Below are 17,619 nucleotides of genomic sequence, written 5' to 3' on the forward strand. Positions count from 1 at the left end.
AATTTGATGAGATATCTAATAAGGTAGGGGATAAATATGGCATATATTATTGCGGTAATTGTCATTTTAATTGATCAACTGACAAAACTTGCAGTATTAAAAAAGATGTATTTAGGAGAAAATATTGAAATTATTAAAAATATTTTTTACATAACATCACATCGCAATCAAGGAGCGGCTTGGGGAATGCTCCAAGGGAAAATGGTCTTCTTTTATTTAATTACTTTAGTCTTTGTGATAGCAGTGATTTACTTTATCCAAAAGCACGCTAAAGGAGATCGATTCCTTGGTCTATCTTTAGGATTAGTTTTAGGTGGTGCAATAGGTAATTTTATTGATCGATTCTTCCGTAAAGAAGTAGTTGATTTTATTCATGTTTATATTTTTAATTATGATTTCCCTGTGTTTAATATCGCGGATTCAGCGCTTTGTGTAGGCGTTATTTTATTATTTATTATTACTTTATTGGAAGATAAAAGAGGAGTTAAGAAATGACAGTTTTTGCTTTTACAGTTCAAGAGGATCAACATTTAGAAAGAATCGATACGTTTATTGCAACTCAAAACGATGAGTGGTCAAGGTCACAAGTACAAGCATGGTTAAAAGAAGATTTTGTATTAGTGAACGGTGAAAAAATTAAACGTAATTATAAAGTGAAACAGGGCGATGAAATATCAGTTTCAGTACCTGATCCAAAGCCATTAGAAGTTAAGCTTGAGAATATTCCACTAGAGGTTTACTATGAGGATGCGGATGTTATTGTAGTAAATAAACCACGTGGTATGGTAGTTCATCCTGCATTAGGTCATGAAACGGGTACTTTAGTGAACGCTTTAATGTATCATTGTAAAGATTTATCTGGCATTAATGGTGTATTAAGACCTGGTATCGTACATCGAATCGATAAGGATACTTCAGGTTTATTAATGGTTGCAAAAAACGATGTAGCACATGAGAAGCTTGCAGAGCAATTACGTCAAAAAACTTCTGTACGTAAGTATATTGCGATTGTACATGGGGTAATTCCGCATGAAGAAGGCACAATTGATGCGCCAATCGGACGAGATAAAAATGATCGTCAAAGTATGACGGTTACTGAAGATAATAGTAAAGAGGCAGTGACTCATTTTAGAGTATTAGATCGATTTGATGAGTTTACTTTAGTTGAATGTCAGCTTGAAACAGGCCGTACACACCAAATTCGTGTTCATATGAAATATATAGGTTACCCGTTAGCTGGTGATCCTAAGTATGGACCTCGTAAAACATTAGATATAGATGGTCAAGCACTACATGCAGCTGTTTTAGGATTTAAACATCCAAGAACAAATGAGTATTTAGAGTTTTCATCACCTATTCCAAAAGTACTAGAAAATATTATTGAACAATTACGCAGATAACTGTTGACAATGATTGAAACATAGGTCATAATGAGGACAGTTGAATGAACCTTTAACACAACCCCGTGAGGTTGAGAAGGAAGCGGAAAAATGAAAAGGGATAATTGTATCCTTTTGCGCTACCCTCTTGTCCATCGGGCAAGAGGGTTTTTTGCTTCTACACTATAAAAGTAGGAGGTAAGGTAAAATGACTGAAAAAGCAATCATCTTAGACGAACTAGCGATCAGACGTGGGTTAACAAGAATTGCACATGAAATGCTAGAAAATAACAAAGGCATTGAAAATGTTGTTTTAGTTGGTATTAAAACAAGAGGTGTTTATCTAGCAAAACGAATTGCAGAAAGAATTAAACAGATTGAAGGTAAAGATGTAATCATGGGCGATTTAGATATTACTCTTTATCGAGATGATTTATCGACAAAGACAGAAAACAAAGAACCACTAGTAAAGGGTTCAAATGTTCCTGTTGACTTAACAAACAAAAAAGTAATTTTAGTTGATGATGTGCTTTACACAGGTAGAACAGTTCGTGCCGCAATGGACGCTGTTATGGACCTAGGTAGACCGGCACAAATACAATTAGCAGTTTTAGTAGATCGAGGACATCGTGAGCTTCCAGTAAGAGCAGACTATGTTGGTAAAAATATTCCAACTTCGAGTAATGAAAAAGTAGTCGTAGCCTTAAAGGAAACAGATGACCACGATAAAGTAAGTATATTTGAAAAATAGAAGTCCCTTTTAAATTTGGTCCAGAGAGGCTAACAAAGGGTCTAGTTAGTTGCTGCCTTCTTAAGCAACGCACTCGGACTCTTTGTGTAAAATCACAAAGAGTTTTTTTATTGGGAAAATTGGAGGAAACAACATGATAAAACAAAAACCTGTCCTAGAGATAAATGAAAAACCGAATTTAGGTCAATGGATTTTCCTAAGTTTACAGCATTTATTCGCAATGTTTGGATCTACAGTGCTAGCTCCAATCTTAATCGGCATAAATCCTTCAATCGCACTAATATCAAGTGGGATTGGAACAATCGTGTTCATACTAATTACAAGAGGTAAAGTACCATCTTACCTTGGATCATCATTCGCCTTTATCGCTCCGATGATTTACGCGAAAACAAATTTAGAACCTGGTGCAGCGTTCGTAGGAGTTTTCATCACAGGTATTATTTATGCAGTAATCGCACTAATCATTAACAAAGTAGGCGTCAAATGGTTATTCAGAGTATTACCACCAATCGTTGTTGGCCCGGTAATCATCGTTATCGGATTAAGCTTATCATCAGTAGCAGTAGGAATGGCAATGAATGGAGCAGATGGAAAATATAGTTCAACATCAATCACTATCGCATTAATTACACTAGCAATCACAATCATAACAGCATTATTTACAAGAGGTTTTTTATCAGTCATACCAATCTTAGTAGGAATTATCGGTGGATATATCACATCAATCTTCTTTGGAGTAGTAGATTTTTCAGGAATAAAAATAGCACATATAATAGAAGTACCTGATTTTTCATTACCATTTGTTCACTACACACCACATGTCACTTTCCAGCTACTGATCATCTTTGTACCTGTAGCAATCGTGACAATCTCAGAACATATTGGACACCAAGTCGTTCTAGGAAGTGTCGTAGAGAAAGATTTAATTAAAGATCCTGGATTAGATAAGTCATTATTCGGAGATGCAGTTTCAACCATGATCGCAGGCTTAATTGGTGGACCTACAACAACAACATACGGTGAAAATATCGGTGTTCTAGCAATCACAAGAGCTTACAGCGTATACGTATTCATAGGTGCAGCAATCTTGGCCACGATATTCGGATTCAGCGGATTAATCTCAGCGGTCATTAGCTCAATCCCCACACCTGTAATGGGTGGGATATCAATCCTACTATTCGGAATCATCGCCTCAAGCGGATTACGAGTACTAGTAGAAAACAAAATCGATTTCGCTAAACAACGTAACTTAGTTATCGCTTCAGTCATTCTAGTACTAGGAATTGGTGGAGCTGCAATACACATTGGTAAACAATTCGCATTAGAAGGAATGGCTTTATCAGCTTTAATCGGAGTTGTACTAAATTTAGTCCTACCAGAAAACATTGGTGGCGATCGTACAATAGAAAATAAGGATGAGAGCTTAACTTCATAATCGACATTTAAATGGGGCATTCTTACAGTGATAAGACTCCAAAAATAAAACAGATGAAGTTCATTTAGGGGGATGACGGATGAATCATTTATTAACCATGTCTGATTTAACAATCGAAGAAATTCAAGATTTGCTAGAACAAGCACAAAGCTTTGCAAATGGAGAAACAAGCAGCCTGAAACGTCAGACATTTGTTGCAAATTTGTTTTTTGAGAATAGTACGAGAACTCGCTTCAGCTTTGAAGTAGCCCAAAAGAAACTTGGACTTGAAGTCATTAACTTAGCTGTTGAAAGCTCAAGTATTCAAAAAGGTGAAACTTTGTATGATACGGTTAAAACACTTCAGGCAATTGGTGTTGAAGCAGTTGTAATCCGTCATACACAAGACGAGTATTTTCAAGAAATAAAGGATGCAGGAATGCCAATCCTGAATGCCGGCGATGGATGTGGAAATCACCCAACACAATGCCTACTTGACTTACTAACGATCAAACAAGAATTTGGAAGCTTTGAAGGATTAAAAGTAGCAATCGTTGGAGATTTAAGACACTCAAGAGTTGCACGCTCTAATGCTGAAGCACTAACTAGATTAGGTGTAAAAGTATACTTCGCAAGTCCTGATGAATGGAAAGATGATAAAAATACTTATGGAACATATAAAAATTTAGATGAATTAGTCGAAGAAGTTGATGTCATGATGCTATTAAGAGTTCAGCATGAAAGACATGACGAAGAGACGAATCACATAATGGAAAATTACTTACAAAACCATGGCCTAACAGTTGAAAGAGCAACAAAAATGAAACCTACAAGCATTATCATGCATCCAGCACCATTTAATCGAGATGTTGAAATTGCAAGTGAACTAGTTGAATGCGAGCGATCAAGAATCTTTAAGCAAATGGAAAACGGAGTATATGTACGAATGGCTGTGTTAAAAAGAGCCTTACCAACAGTATGGGGAGAGATGAAAAATGAAGTACTTGTTTAAAAACGGTGTCATCTTACAAGAAAATGGTGAACTTCTAAATCGAGACGTATTAGTAGTTAATGGGAAAATTTCAGTCATCGCTGCAACAATCGTTGATGAAGATGCGATTCAAATTGAATTAGATGGCAAATTGCTTTCACCAGGTTTAATCGATGTTCATGTGCATCTTCGTGAGCCGGGCGGTGAACATAAAGAGACAATCGAAACAGGTACGAAGGCAGCGGCAAGAGGAGGATTTACAACAATTGCTGCAATGCCAAATACTCGACCAGTACCAGATACACTCGAGCACCTAAGCGCATTAAATAAAAAAGTAGAAGAAACAGCAGTAGTAAACGTATTACCATATGCATCAATTACAATCCGACAAGCTGGTGAAGAGCAAACAGACTTTGAAGTCTTAAAAGAAAATGGAGCTTTTGCATTCACAGATGATGGTGTAGGCGTTCAATCTGCTGAAATGATGTACAAAGCAATGCAAAAAGCAGCTGAACTAAATGTCTCAATCGTTGCACACTGTGAAGAAAACACACTGATTCAAAAAGGTTGTGTCCACGAAGGCAAGTTTTCAAAAGAAAATGGTTTAAATGGAATCCCTTCAATTTGTGAAAGTGTTCAAATTGCTCGAGATGTTCTATTAGCTGAAGCTACAGGGTGTCACTATCATGTTTGCCATATCAGTACAAAAGAATCAGTAAGAGTAGTACGCGATGCAAAACGTGCTGGAATTAAAGTAACGGCTGAGGTTTCACCACACCATTTAATTCTTTGTGAAGATGACATCCCAGGCTTGGACACAAATTTCAAAATGAATCCTCCATTAAGAAGTGCAGTCGATCGAGAAGCATTAATCGAAGGATTACTTGATGGAACAATCGACATGATCGCAACAGATCATGCACCTCATACTGAAGAGGAAAAAGCTCAGGGGATGCAATTAGCACCGTTTGGAATTGTAGGGCTAGAAACTGCTTTTCCATTATTAAACACTCATTTTGTCGAAACGGGTAAAATGACTTTACAACAAGTAATAGACTTTTTAACAACTAAACCTGCTGAAGTTTTTAACTTAAACAGAGGGAAAATTGAAGTTGGAGCGGTAGCAGACCTAACTGTAATCGACTTAGATTTAGAAGAGGAAATCGATTCAACAACATTCCTTTCAAAAGGTAAAAACACACCATTTAATGGTTGGAACTGTAAAGGTTGGCCAGTAATGACAATGGTAAATGGCAAATTAGTATATGAAAGAGAGGAACTAACAGTATGATGCGTCAATTAATATTAGAAGACGGTACAGTTTTTGTAGGAGAAGGATTTGGTAGCGAAGTTGAAACAACAGGAGAAATCGTATTTACAACAGGTATGACAGGATATCAAGAGGTATTAACTGACCCATCTTACTGTGGACAAATCGTAACATTCACTTTCCCTTTAGTAGGGAACTATGGTATTAACTTAGAGGATTTTGAAAGCATCGTACCTGCAGTACATGGCTTAATTGTAAAAGAATATGCTGAGCATCCATCAAATTTCCGAAACAAAATGAGCTTGGATCAATATTGCAAAGATAAAGGAATTCCAGGTTTAGCAGGAATCGATACACGTATGCTAACGAAAAAACTTCGTGAAGTTGGAACGATGAAAGGTAAATTCTGCAGCATGGAAGCAAATGTTGATGAAGTAGTTGCAGAATTAACAAATACACCACTATTCACAAACCATGTTGAACGAGTTTCAACACAAAAACCTTATAGAAGTCCAGGTAGAGGACACCGAGTGGTTTTAGTAGATTTCGGTATGAAACACGGTATTTTAAGAGAATTAACAAATCGTAAATGTGACGTTACAGTTGTGCCTTATAACGTCTCTGCAAAAGAAATATTCTTACTAGCTCCAGATGGAATTATGTTAAGTAATGGACCTGGAGATCCAAAAGATGTTCAAGTAGCAATCGAAATGATTAAAGAAGTAGTAGGTAAAGTACCATTATTCGGAATTTGCTTAGGTCACCAATTATTTGCTCTAGCAAATGGAGGAAATACTTCAAAACTTAAATTCGGACACCGTGGTGCGAACCATCCGGTTAAGCATTTAGAAACAGGAAAAGTAGCAATCACTTCACAAAACCATGGTTATGCTGTAGAAACAGAATCAATTGAAGGAACTGACTTAGAAGTAACACATGTTGCACTAAATGATGGAACAGTTGAAGGACTTAAACACAAGACATACCCAGCATTTACAGTACAATATCACCCAGAGGCTTCACCTGGACCAGAAGATGCAAACTACTTATTTGACGAATTTATTAGCATGATGGAAGCACAGAAACGAGAGGGGAACTTACAATGCCAAAACGCGTAGACATAAAAACAATCTTAGTAATCGGATCAGGACCAATCGTAATCGGTCAAGCAGCAGAATTTGACTATGCTGGAACACAGGCTTGTCAGGCATTGAAAGAAGAAGGATACAAAGTAATTCTTGTAAACTCAAACCCTGCAACAATTATGACAGATGTACAAACAGCAGATAAAGTATACATCGAACCACTAACAGTAGATTTCGTTAGTCGAATCATTCGTAAAGAACGTCCAGATGCTCTTTTACCAACATTAGGAGGTCAAACAGGACTTAACCTAGCGGTAGAATTAGATAAATCTGGCGTATTAAAAGAGTGTGGAGTAAAAATTTTAGGAACAACTTTAGAAGCGATTAACCGTGCAGAAGATCGCGACCTATTCAGAACATTAATGAACGACTTAAGCGAGCCAGTACCAGAAAGTGAAATCATTCATACTTTAGAAGAAGCATATGACTTCGTAGAAGAAATTGGCTACCCAGTTATCGTAAGACCTGCCTTTACTCTTGGAGGAACAGGCGGAGGAATTTGTAATGATGAAGAAGATTTAAAAGAAATCGTAGCAAGCGGATTAAAAAATAGTCCAGTAACACAATGTTTATTAGAGAAAAGTATCGCTGGTTTTAAAGAAATCGAATATGAAGTAATGCGTGATGCAAATGACCATGCGATTGTAGTATGTAACATGGAAAACATCGACCCAGTTGGTGTTCACACAGGAGATTCAATCGTAATCGCTCCTTCTCAAACGTTAAGCGATCGCGAATATCAAATGCTACGAAATGTATCATTAAAAATCATCCGTGCTTTAGGAATTGAAGGTGGATGTAACGTACAGCTTGCACTAGATCCAGATAGCTTCCAATACTATGTAATCGAAGTAAATCCACGTGTATCTCGTTCAAGTGCGTTAGCTTCAAAAGCAACAGGCTACCCGATTGCAAAATTAGCAGCGAAAATCGCAGTAGGCTTAACACTAGATGAAATGATTAACCCAGTTACTAAGAAAACTTATGCTTGCTTCGAGCCAGCATTAGACTATATCGTATCAAAAATTCCACGTTGGCCATTTGATAAGTTTGAAACTGCAAACCGTCAGTTAGGAACTCAAATGAAAGCAACTGGAGAAGTAATGGCGATTGGTAGAACACTTGAAGAGTCATTATTAAAAGCGGTTCGCTCACTAGAATTAGGAGTAAATCACATCGAACTTAACGCAGTAAAAGAACTGTCTAAAGAAGAAATGATTACTCGCATGGCAAAAGCTGACGATGAAAGACTATACATTGTTGCTGAAGCAATGAGAACAGGTATGACGTTAGAAGAAATACACGATATTACAAAAATTGATTTCTTCTTCCTACACAAAATTGAAAACATCATTAAAATGGAAAAACAGATTAAAGAAAACCATTTTGAACTAGATGTACTGTTAAAAGCTAAGAAAATGGGCTTCAGTGATGATTACATCGCATTACATTGGAATGCAACAAATAAAGAAATATACGAATTTAGAAAACAAAATCAAATCATACCAGTATATAAAATGGTTGATACATGTTCGGCTGAGTTTGAATCTACAACACCATACTTCTACGGAACATACGAAATCGAAAATGAATCAATTGTAACAGATAAGAAGAGCGTAGTAGTTCTTGGATCTGGCCCAATTCGAATCGGTCAAGGGATCGAGTTTGACTATGCAACAGTACATTGTGTAAGAGCAATTAAAGAAGCTGGATACGAAGCAATCATTATAAACAACAACCCAGAAACAGTTTCAACTGACTTCAGTATCTCAGACAAACTATATTTCGAGCCATTAACAATTGAAGACGTAATGCACATTATCGATTTAGAAAAACCGATGGGAGTAGTTGTTCAATTCGGTGGTCAAACAGCAATCAACCTTGCAGGTAAATTAGTAGAACGCGGTGTGAAAATTCTTGGAACTTCATTAGAAGATTTAGATCGTGCAGAAGACCGTGACAAGTTTGAAGAAGCACTTCAACAATTAGGTGTACCACAACCTCTTGGTAAAACAGCAATGACACCTGAAGAAGCAGCTGCAATCGCTGATGAAATTGGTTACCCAGTATTAGTAAGACCATCTTATGTACTAGGTGGACGTGCAATGGAGATTGTATACCACCGTGAAGAAATTCTTCACTACATGCAAAATGCAGTTAAAATCAATCCAGAACATCCAGTATTAGTCGACCGTTACTTAACTGGTAAAGAAATTGAAGTAGATGCAATCTCTGACGGAATCGATGTATATATCCCAGGTATTATGGAGCATATCGAACGAGCTGGAGTTCATTCGGGAGATTCAATCGCAGTATATCCAACACAAAATGTATCAGAAGCTGCGAAACAAAAATTAATCGACTATACAATCAAACTAGCAAAAGGCTTAAACATTAAAGGATTACTTAACATCCAGTTTGTTGTAACAGATAAAGATGAAGTATTCGTACTAGAAGTAAACCCAAGATCAAGCCGTACAGTACCTTTCTTAAGTAAAATTACAAATGTACCTATGGCGAATATTGCAACGAAAGTAATCCTTGGTCAAACATTAGCTTCATTCGGATATGCAACAGGCTACCATCCAGAAGGAAATGAAGTATATGTAAAAGCACCAGTGTTCTCATTCGCTAAACTACGCTCAGTAGATATAACATTAGGCCCTGAAATGAAATCAACTGGAGAAGTAATGGGGAAAGATGTAAGTCTTCAAAAAGCATTATACAAAGCACTAATCGCTGCTGGAATGCAAATCCCAACTCACGGTTCAGTGATCATTACAGTAGCTGATAAAGATAAAGAAGAAGTAGTAAATATCGCAAAACGCTTCCATGAAATTGGATTTACAGTATTCGGTACGGAAGGAACTAAAAATCACTTAGAAAACCACGGTGTACCAGTAAAAGCGGTAAACAAAATTAACGAGCATGAAGACAATATGCTAGATATGATCAAGCGTGGAGATGCACAGTTTGTTATCAATACGTTAACAAAAGGTAAAAAACCAGCTCGTGATGGATTCAGAATTCGTCGTGAATCAGTTGAAAACGGAGTAGTTTGCTTAACTTCACTAGATACAGCAACTGCAATATTATCAGTAATTGAAAGCTTAACATTCTCAACTTCTGCACTACCAAACAAAGAAATGAAGGCTGGCGTATTAGTATGATAAAAAAAGAACTCATGACAATTGTCTCAAATAGAGAAATTGCCCATCAAATTGTCGAAATGACATTAAAAGGTGAACTAGTTCAGGAGATGCACTCTCCTGGGCAGTTCGTCCATATAAAAGTGACTGGTGGACTAACGCCACTATTAAGAAGACCAATCAGTATATGTTCGATCGACAAAGAGAAAAGTGAGTTCACGATGATATTCCGCGCAGAAGGTGAAGGAACTAAGCTTTTAAAAGAAGCAAGCGTTGGACAACAAGTTGATGTATTAGGTCCTCTTGGTCAAGGTTATGATGTTGAAACTCTTTCAGAAGGAGATACAGCACTACTAGTTGGTGGTGGAATTGGTGTACCTCCAATGTATGAACTTTCAAAGCAATTTAAAGCTCGTGGTGTAAATGTAATTCATGTATTAGGATTTGCTTCAGGCAATGTAGCTTTTTATGAAAAAGAATTTTCAGAATTAGGACCAACCTTTATGGCAACAGTTGATGGAACTCTAGGTACAAAAGGTTTTGTAACTGATGTAATTCGTGAAAAAGAACTTCAATTTGATCAATACTTTGCATGTGGTCCAACTGTGATGTTAAAGGCTTTACAACAGCAATATAAAGGTATGAAGGATGGCTATATATCACTTGAAGAACGAATGGGCTGTGGAATCGGAGCTTGTTTCGCATGTGTATGCCATACTGAAGACGGGTCATATCGTAAAATTTGTAGCGATGGACCAGTATTCCAAGCTGAGGAGGTAGTACTATGATTTCATTACAAACAAAACTTCCTGGCTTAGATTTAAAAAATCCTATTATGCCAGCTTCTGGTTGCTTCGGTTTTGGTAGAGAGTTCGCAAATCTTTACGATCTAAGTATTCTTGGAGCTATTATGATAAAAGCAACAACAGTTGAAACCAGGTACGGAAATGAAACACCTCGTGTAGCAGAAACTCAGGCGGGGATGTTAAATGCGATTGGACTTCAAAATCCTGGTTTAGAAAAAGTAATAAACGGTGAATTAAAATGGTTATCAAATTATGATGTACCAATCGTTGCAAACATTGCTGGATCAACTATTGATGACTATGTAACAGTCGCAAAAGAGATTTCCAAAGTAAGTAATGTAAAAGCACTAGAATTAAACATTTCTTGTCCAAACGTAAAATGCGGTGGGATTGCATTTGGAACGGATGCTGCAACAGCGGCTGAAGTAACAAAAAAAGTAAAAGAAGTAAGCGAAGTTCCACTTTACGTAAAATTATCTCCAAATGTAACGAATATTGTTGAAATCGCAAAAGCAATTGAAAATGCAGGAGCAGATGGATTAACAATGATTAATACATTACTTGGGATGAGACTTGATTTAAGAACTGGTAAACCAATACTAGCTAATAAAACTGGTGGATTATCAGGTCCTGCAATAAAACCTGTAGCGATTCGTATGATTCATGATGTGAGTCAAGTAGTAAACATCCCAATCATCGGAATGGGTGGGGTTATGAATGCAGAAGATGCACTAGAGTTCTTCCTAGCAGGAGCAAGTGCAATCGGTGTAGGTACGGCAAACTTCGTTGATCCATTTGTTTGTCCAACAATTATAGATGAACTACCTGAAGTACTACACAAATACGGATATCAATCAATTGAAGAATGTATTGGAAGGAGCTGGAAACAACATGTCATCACAAGTGGTCATCGCGCTTGATTTTTCATCAAAAGATGAAGTAATGAATTTTGTAAAAAAATTTCAAAAGTCTCTATATGTAAAGGTAGGGATGGAGCTATTTTACAAAGAGGGTCCAGCGATCATAAAGGAATTAAAAGAATTAGGACATCAAATCTTCCTAGATTTGAAACTTCATGATATTCCAAATACAGTAAAACACGCAATGAAAAATATCGCCTCTCTAGAAGTAGACATGGTTAATGTTCATGCAGCTGGTGGAACGAAAATGATGAAGGCAGCATTAGAAGGTCTAGAAGAAGGCACTCCAGCTGGTAAAAAAAGACCATTACTAATAGCTGTGACACAACTGACAAGTACCTCAGAAGAACAAGTAATCCATGAACAAGGAATATCTTCTTTACAAGATTCGATTAAACTATATGCTGCGATAACAGAAGAAAGCGGTCTTGACGGTGTAGTTTGCTCTCCACTTGATGTAGAGTTAGTGCAAGCAGCAGTTGAAGGTGAGAACTTCCTTACTGTAACACCTGGTATTCGACTAGCAGATAATAGTGTAGATGATCAAGTACGTGTAACAACGCCAGCGAAAGCTAGACAATTTGGAAGTAGCTATATTGTAGTAGGACGCAGTATTACAAAAAGCGAAAATCCAGTAGAAGCATATGAAGAAGTAATTGCACAATGGGAGGGCGTAACAATATGAAAAAGAATATCGCAGCAAACTTATTAAGCATTGGGGCAGTAAGCCTACAACCTGAAACTCCATTTACTTGGGCATCAGGAATCAAATCTCCAATCTATTGTGATAATCGCCTAACTCTTGGCTATCCAGGAATTCGTAAAAACATTGCAAAAGGCTTAGTTGAACTAATCCAAACTAAATTTGGTAACGTAGATGTAATCGCTGGAACTGCAACTGCTGGAATTCCACACGCAGCATGGACAAGTGATTTAATGGAATTACCAATGGTTTATGTACGTAGCTCTGCAAAAGGCCACGGCAAAGGAAACCAAATCGAAGGCCCAATCACAGCCGGACAAAAAGTAGTAGTTGTAGAAGACCTAATCTCAACTGGCGGCAGCGTAATCACATGCGTTGAAGCTCTACGCGAAGCGGGTTGCGAAGTACTAGGAGTAGTCTCAATCTTCACATACAATCTTCCAGCAGCGGTAGAGAAGTTCGATGCAAACGATGTAACATACTATTCTTTAACTGACTACGACACACTAGTTGAAGTAGCAAAAGAACAAGGTTCAATCCAAGCAGAACATGTAGCTAAACTAACTGCATGGAGAAAAAATCCACAAGACGCTAGTTGGATGACTGTTGAAGTTTAATACTTAGAGTAGGAAAGATGACTTTTTTTGAGTCATCTTTTTTTTGTGGAGTGAAGTTATATATTTGGACTGCAGATAATGTGGAAGAAAGTGCATTCTTTCACACCTTAAACCCAAACAAATTATTTGATAAATAATTAATAAGTTTTTAAACTATTCATACAATTGATTGAAAGTAACATTAAAATTGGAGGTTCAAATATGTCAATCGCAAAACAATTTCTTACGAATAGTTTAATGGAATTCAAAGGGATAAAAAAGCTTGGTGACCGTTCGATGGATCAGCTAAATAATGAGGAGTTACACTTGCACCCATCTAGTGAATCGAATAGTATTTCCATAATTGTAAGGCATTTAAGTGGTAATATGATTTCTAGATGGACGGATTTTCTCACGACGGATGGTGAAAAATCATGGAGAAATCGTGACGTTGAATTTGAGGGTATATACCAAACAAAGGATGAGTTGTTAGCAGATTGGAATAAAGGATGGAATGTTGTTTTTCACACATTAGAGAGTCTACAAGAAGATGACGTATTAAAAACGATTAAAATTCGTGGAGAAGACCATACTGTTTTACAAGCAATACATAGACAAATTAGTCATTACGGAAGTCATATTGGTCAAATTGTTTATATAGCTAAGTTAATAAAAAATGATGAGTTTAAGAGTTTGAGTATTCCAAAAGGGAAATCTCAAGAATTCTTAGAGTACAAACTGAATGAATCAAAAAAATCTACGACTTAGGTTGTAGATTTTTTTACGAATTAAGGAAGTATAAGTTGGCAGCAGTGAAGGAAGTTCGACGTAGCAGCAAATTTTAGAAAAAATATAATTGCAACTACACCTCTATCTTAGCTTAAAGGCTCGCTAATCGGCGAGTTTTCTTTCTGTTTATTAAGCCCTTTGTTAAAGGTGAGAAGGAAGTTAGGAAATTTTTTACTTTAAAGATTACTATTTTTATCTTACGCTTTACCCTGTACTATATATCGGAATGGAGTATGTTTATCCACATTTCAAGAAATTAAAAAGTGTCACAAAAGAGACTAAAATTTAGTAAATTTTAGTAAAGTTTTCCATATATAATATTCTTGTATAGAATTGTGATGAATGATTCGACAGTAAAAATAATAAACTTCATATCACTCTCTATTTCAAATATAGAAAATTATTTGTAAAAGGAGATGTTTAAATGAAAAAATTAATCGGAGTAAGTGTCTTATCAGCTAGTTTAGTCCTTTCTATCACACCTACTAGCTATGCTAGTTCAAACGATTTACCTTATGTAAAAGAAATTTTAGTATTACAACCCGATGTTACAGAAAAAGAATTGTTAAAGGACGTAGAATCCATTTCTAAAAACACTGGTGATACGCAAGAAGCTATATTAAAACAACTTTTTAATGAGCTTAAACAAGACGAAGCTCAGGGATTGTCAGAAAAAAAATTGCAAGCTAGAGGAGGCAGTGGTGGTACTGTTAATGTTGGTACAGGAGTAAAAGGCCAGATTTACTATACGGCTTCACAAACTGCTTATTTAAATCATGGACATGTAGGAATGTATTATAGTGCTGAAAAAGTAGTCGAATCTGTTCCAAAAGTGGGAGTTCGTACATTAAATTACCTAGATAGAAAGGTAGACAAAGGAAATGCACAAGTCAAATCCGTTAACACCACAACTGCTAAACGTAATGCAGCTGCCGATTGGGCATACAGTCGAGTAGGTAAAGATGACTACTCTTACAATTTTGCAACTAACCGTAAAACAGACCATTATGGTGATAAAAATTGTGCAAAGTTAGTCTGGTCTGCATATAAGTTAAAAGCGGACTTAGATTTAGATAAAGACAAAGGATCAGGTGTATATCCGAGGGATGTTCGTGATGCAAAAGATACAACGCTAGTCCGTAAAATATAAATTTTATAAGGCGATAAGTTGAAGAGTTTGACTTATTGCCTTTTATTATAGCCTAGGAGAAAAAAATGAAAAGAAAGTATAAATATATCATACTATTTTTAGCTTGTTTCCTTGTTATTTACAGTTGTTATGTTGTTGCTAATAAGATTAGAGTTTCTCCATTTATTGTAAAAGAGGAGACCATTCGAAAGAATAACTTTTTAGATGATAAACAAGCCGTCTTATATTATTCCTCTACAGCGGACCAAGATATGGATGATAGAGGGATTAGTATCGTGATCTTTGTTGATGATAACGGTGTAGCTAGAGGATATAAAATGAAAGGATTAGAACTTGGTAGTGTTGGGTTAGGAGAATCTGGCCTTTTAGTAGAGGATAAGGAAACACTACGTTTAATCGGTAATAAATATAAAGAAGTTAAAATGAAGTATCAACATACAGGGGAAATAACAGGATATTTAAAAAGTTCAAATCTTTATTTTACTATTTTTAATTCAGGTTTTGTAAAAAATGGTTATGCTTCAAATGTATTATTTGGAAATGAACAAGGATTTAAAAAAGGAAATATCCCCCATTATATTAATACATCGGGTGTAGATAAAAATGAAATACTTATTTTAACAGAAGATAATGAGACTTGTTATTTACGTAAAGTTAGTTTCGACGTCAACAAATTAAAGATAACAGATTTAATTCAGCTTAAAAACCGAAATGGATATGATAGCTACGGCCCTAGCTCACAGATTATTAGTGATGAAAATTATTACTACATGGTACTTGAGGAAAGGAAACAAGGTAATTTGAAGGATGCGAATGAAGTACTAGTGCGAATAAATAAGAAAACATTGAAGCAAGATATGATCACACTTGTTACCTATAAAAATAAAACCATCAATCAATTGACCGCAACAATTCCTTACAGTACTGATCATTCGATCTATATTTATGGTAAGGAGCTTTTCTTCTCAAATGGATTAGGTGAAGTTTACACAATGGACACTACTAGTAATCTAGTCAAAAAGAAGTTTACAATTGAAAATCCACGAAAAGGTCCGTATCGCTATGGAGAAAAAACATATTTCAAAAATGATTCAATGTTTGTTGTAAGGTATGATTCAAAAAAGAAAGTTAAATATTATATTGAGCAATATTCTCTAATAACTGGCAAAAAAACAAATGTAGTTCAAATGAAGGGAGTAGATGAAATTTTGTCGTCAATAAAAGGGAAATCTGTTCATTCTTATGATTTTAAAATATTGAAATAAATAAATAATAATTGCCCTTTAGTATAGTCTAGGAGAAAAAATGAAAAGAAAATATAAAACTATCATACTATGTTTAACTTGCTTACTTGTTATTTGCAGTTGTTATTTAATTGTTAATAAAATAAGAGTTTCGCCATTTATTGTAAAGGCTCTTTTCGTAAAATTTGTTGTTTTTTTAATGTATATTTTTATAAATTTACCCTTTTTTGTGTATAAAACACTAAGGGGTAATTTCAAATGAATGGAGGAATGTTTATGAAGAATTTCCTTGCAACAATATTACCAAGTATAGTTTTATTTGCATTTATATGGATAGATTCCATGTTTCCTGAAAGTAAATATATTATTTTAGGAATATATTTACTCTTCCCAATAATATTCATTATTCAGGGTATTATTTATTCAAATTCAAAAGGAAGTATGATAGTTGGCTTCTCGCTATCAACTGTTGCAGTTATTCTACCTATTTCAATATGGTATAATATAGGAAATATAGTTACTCCAGTAATCATATATCTATTATTAGGAATGTTATCATTCTATTTATTCAGGAAAATTAAATATAAGTCAGTCTAAAAAGTTGATATGACAAAAAAGAATTTTACTTTTTGGTATTTCAAATATAACCCATTATAAGTCGTCAATTGAGGACTTTTTCCTTTATGAAAAACCTTTTAAAATGTTGACGGTAGTATAATTGGATTTTTGACACGCTGAAATAAGCATTTGTTCGACTCGATTTTCAAATGCCATATTGTTCCCCAAATCAAGCCAGCGGAACCCGAATAGGTAGTTATCCAAATATTTTGTCGCAACTCCTATAAAACGCTCTATCCACTTTTTCAAGCGATTATGAAAGTTGTTAACGTGTTGAATGTGATAAATTCCCTTCTTTACACGCTGTATTTGTCGCTCAATGACTGTTTCGTGTTGTAATCATTTTATCTTAGCGAACTTTTTATAATTCGTTGCCGTATCAGTGCATAACAAAGACAACTAGTAATAGAGTCAAAAAGAAATTTACAATTGAAAATCCACGAAAAGGTCCTTATCGCTATGGAGAGCAAACATATTTCAAAAATGATTCAATGTTTGTGGTAAGTTATGATTCAAAAAAGAAAGTTAAATATTATATTGAGCAATATTCTCTAATAACTGGCAAAAAAACAAAGGTAGTTCAAATGAAAGGTGTAGAGGAAATTTTGTCATCAATAAAAGGGAAATCAGTTCATTCGTTCGATTTTAAAATATTGAAATAGAAAAAGGAAATATTATTTCATAGGTCTACTTT

Annotated in this window: 16 protein-coding genes and 1 pseudogene; 16 read left to right on the plus strand and 1 reads right to left on the minus strand. The window is 35.5% G+C overall.

Features of this window, described 5'->3' with window-relative positions; all coding sequences use genetic code 11:
* Positions 1 to 36: 36 nt before the first annotated feature.
* From lspA to AB1282_RS13955, 16 genes are all read left to right on the plus strand, one after another.
* Positions 37 to 495, plus strand: coding sequence for a signal peptidase II (gene lspA / locus AB1282_RS13880; RefSeq protein WP_429899350.1), 459 nt, complete (start codon positions 37 to 39; stop codon positions 493 to 495).
* Positions 492 to 1,400, plus strand: a complete 909-nt coding sequence (locus AB1282_RS13885) for an RluA family pseudouridine synthase (RefSeq protein WP_056471031.1) — start codon at positions 492 to 494, stop codon at positions 1,398 to 1,400. Before lspA ends, AB1282_RS13885 begins: the two co-directional genes overlap by 4 nt.
* Positions 1,401 to 1,587: 187 nt before the next feature.
* The gene (gene pyrR, locus AB1282_RS13890) at positions 1,588 to 2,130 is read left to right on the plus strand and encodes a bifunctional pyr operon transcriptional regulator/uracil phosphoribosyltransferase PyrR (protein ID WP_056471028.1); all 543 of its coding nucleotides are present in this window, start codon (positions 1,588 to 1,590) and stop codon (positions 2,128 to 2,130) included.
* A gap of 136 nt (positions 2,131 to 2,266) precedes the next feature.
* The gene (locus AB1282_RS13895) at positions 2,267 to 3,565 is read left to right on the plus strand and encodes a solute carrier family 23 protein (protein ID WP_172795409.1); all 1,299 of its coding nucleotides are present in this window, start codon (positions 2,267 to 2,269) and stop codon (positions 3,563 to 3,565) included.
* 79 nt (positions 3,566 to 3,644) lie between these two features.
* Positions 3,645 to 4,556, plus strand: coding sequence for an aspartate carbamoyltransferase catalytic subunit (locus tag AB1282_RS13900; protein WP_429899351.1), 912 nt, complete (start codon positions 3,645 to 3,647; stop codon positions 4,554 to 4,556).
* Positions 4,540 to 5,826, plus strand: a complete 1,287-nt coding sequence (locus AB1282_RS13905) for a dihydroorotase (RefSeq protein WP_429899352.1) — start codon at positions 4,540 to 4,542, stop codon at positions 5,824 to 5,826. Before AB1282_RS13900 ends, AB1282_RS13905 begins: the two co-directional genes overlap by 17 nt.
* Positions 5,823 to 6,923: a carbamoyl phosphate synthase small subunit gene (locus AB1282_RS13910; protein WP_056471016.1), complete on the plus strand. Its 1,101-nt coding sequence runs from the start codon at positions 5,823 to 5,825 to the stop codon at positions 6,921 to 6,923. The genes AB1282_RS13905 and AB1282_RS13910 overlap by 4 nt, the downstream gene beginning before the upstream one ends.
* Entirely contained in the window at positions 6,908 to 10,120 is a 3,213-nt protein-coding gene (gene carB / locus AB1282_RS13915; RefSeq protein ID WP_429899353.1) for a carbamoyl-phosphate synthase large subunit, read from the plus strand. The genes AB1282_RS13910 and carB overlap by 16 nt, the downstream gene beginning before the upstream one ends.
* Positions 10,117 to 10,887, plus strand: a complete 771-nt coding sequence (locus AB1282_RS13920; RefSeq protein ID WP_429899354.1) for a dihydroorotate dehydrogenase electron transfer subunit — start codon at positions 10,117 to 10,119, stop codon at positions 10,885 to 10,887. Before carB ends, AB1282_RS13920 begins: the two co-directional genes overlap by 4 nt.
* Positions 10,884 to 11,825: a dihydroorotate dehydrogenase gene (locus AB1282_RS13925; protein ID WP_056471010.1), complete on the plus strand. Its 942-nt coding sequence runs from the start codon at positions 10,884 to 10,886 to the stop codon at positions 11,823 to 11,825. The genes AB1282_RS13920 and AB1282_RS13925 overlap by 4 nt, the downstream gene beginning before the upstream one ends.
* A complete protein-coding gene (gene pyrF, locus AB1282_RS13930) occupies positions 11,797 to 12,510 on the plus strand; it encodes an orotidine-5'-phosphate decarboxylase (protein WP_056471007.1) in 714 nt (237 codons plus the stop codon). Before AB1282_RS13925 ends, pyrF begins: the two co-directional genes overlap by 29 nt.
* A complete protein-coding gene (pyrE, locus tag AB1282_RS13935) occupies positions 12,507 to 13,145 on the plus strand; it encodes an orotate phosphoribosyltransferase (protein WP_429899355.1) in 639 nt (212 codons plus the stop codon). Before pyrF ends, pyrE begins: the two co-directional genes overlap by 4 nt.
* Before the next feature lie 201 nt (positions 13,146 to 13,346).
* Positions 13,347 to 13,892 carry a DUF1572 family protein gene (locus tag AB1282_RS13940; protein WP_429899356.1) on the plus strand — a complete coding sequence of 182 codons (546 nt, stop codon included), beginning with the start codon at positions 13,347 to 13,349 and terminating at the stop codon, positions 13,890 to 13,892.
* A gap of 445 nt (positions 13,893 to 14,337) precedes the next feature.
* On the plus strand, positions 14,338 to 15,063 hold the full coding sequence (locus tag AB1282_RS13945; RefSeq protein WP_429899357.1) for a YiiX/YebB-like N1pC/P60 family cysteine hydrolase: 726 nt from the start codon (positions 14,338 to 14,340) through the stop codon (positions 15,061 to 15,063).
* 65 nt (positions 15,064 to 15,128) lie between these two features.
* Positions 15,129 to 16,328, plus strand: a complete 1,200-nt coding sequence (locus AB1282_RS13950; RefSeq protein ID WP_429899358.1) for a hypothetical protein — start codon at positions 15,129 to 15,131, stop codon at positions 16,326 to 16,328.
* 237 nt (positions 16,329 to 16,565) lie between these two features.
* A complete protein-coding gene (locus AB1282_RS13955) occupies positions 16,566 to 16,904 on the plus strand; it encodes a hypothetical protein (RefSeq protein ID WP_429899359.1) in 339 nt (112 codons plus the stop codon).
* A gap of 84 nt (positions 16,905 to 16,988) precedes the next feature.
* Here AB1282_RS13955 and AB1282_RS13960 read toward each other — a convergent pair.
* A pseudogene (locus AB1282_RS13960) lies at positions 16,989 to 17,321 on the minus strand (IS1595 family transposase); the annotation flags it as partial.
* Positions 17,322 to 17,619: the final 298 nt, after the last annotated feature.

Source organism: Gottfriedia sp. S16(2024) (assembly GCF_050473765.1).
GTDB lineage: Bacteria > Bacillota > Bacilli > Bacillales > Bacillaceae_G > Gottfriedia.

Excerpts from the sequence above, each read along its gene's own strand:
- lspA (WP_429899350.1), top strand. The coding sequence starts at position 37 with ATGGCATATATTATTGCGGTAATTGTCATTTTAATTGATCAACTGACA.
- AB1282_RS13885 (WP_056471031.1), top strand. The coding sequence starts at position 492 with ATGACAGTTTTTGCTTTTACAGTTCAAGAGGATCAACATTTAGAAAGA.
- pyrR (WP_056471028.1), top strand. The coding sequence starts at position 1,588 with ATGACTGAAAAAGCAATCATCTTAGACGAACTAGCGATCAGACGTGGG.
- AB1282_RS13900 (WP_429899351.1), top strand. The coding sequence starts at position 3,645 with ATGAATCATTTATTAACCATGTCTGATTTAACAATCGAAGAAATTCAA.
- AB1282_RS13905 (WP_429899352.1), top strand. The coding sequence starts at position 4,540 with ATGAAGTACTTGTTTAAAAACGGTGTCATCTTACAAGAAAATGGTGAA.
- AB1282_RS13910 (WP_056471016.1), top strand. The coding sequence starts at position 5,823 with ATGATGCGTCAATTAATATTAGAAGACGGTACAGTTTTTGTAGGAGAA.
- carB (WP_429899353.1), top strand. The coding sequence starts at position 6,908 with ATGCCAAAACGCGTAGACATAAAAACAATCTTAGTAATCGGATCAGGA.
- AB1282_RS13920 (WP_429899354.1), top strand. The coding sequence starts at position 10,117 with ATGATAAAAAAAGAACTCATGACAATTGTCTCAAATAGAGAAATTGCC.
- AB1282_RS13925 (WP_056471010.1), top strand. The coding sequence starts at position 10,884 with ATGATTTCATTACAAACAAAACTTCCTGGCTTAGATTTAAAAAATCCT.
- pyrF (WP_056471007.1), top strand. The coding sequence starts at position 11,797 with ATGTCATCACAAGTGGTCATCGCGCTTGATTTTTCATCAAAAGATGAA.
- pyrE (WP_429899355.1), top strand. The coding sequence starts at position 12,507 with ATGAAAAAGAATATCGCAGCAAACTTATTAAGCATTGGGGCAGTAAGC.
- AB1282_RS13940 (WP_429899356.1), top strand. The coding sequence starts at position 13,347 with ATGTCAATCGCAAAACAATTTCTTACGAATAGTTTAATGGAATTCAAA.
- AB1282_RS13945 (WP_429899357.1), top strand. The coding sequence starts at position 14,338 with ATGAAAAAATTAATCGGAGTAAGTGTCTTATCAGCTAGTTTAGTCCTT.
- AB1282_RS13950 (WP_429899358.1), top strand. The coding sequence starts at position 15,129 with ATGAAAAGAAAGTATAAATATATCATACTATTTTTAGCTTGTTTCCTT.
- AB1282_RS13955 (WP_429899359.1), top strand. The coding sequence starts at position 16,566 with ATGAATGGAGGAATGTTTATGAAGAATTTCCTTGCAACAATATTACCA.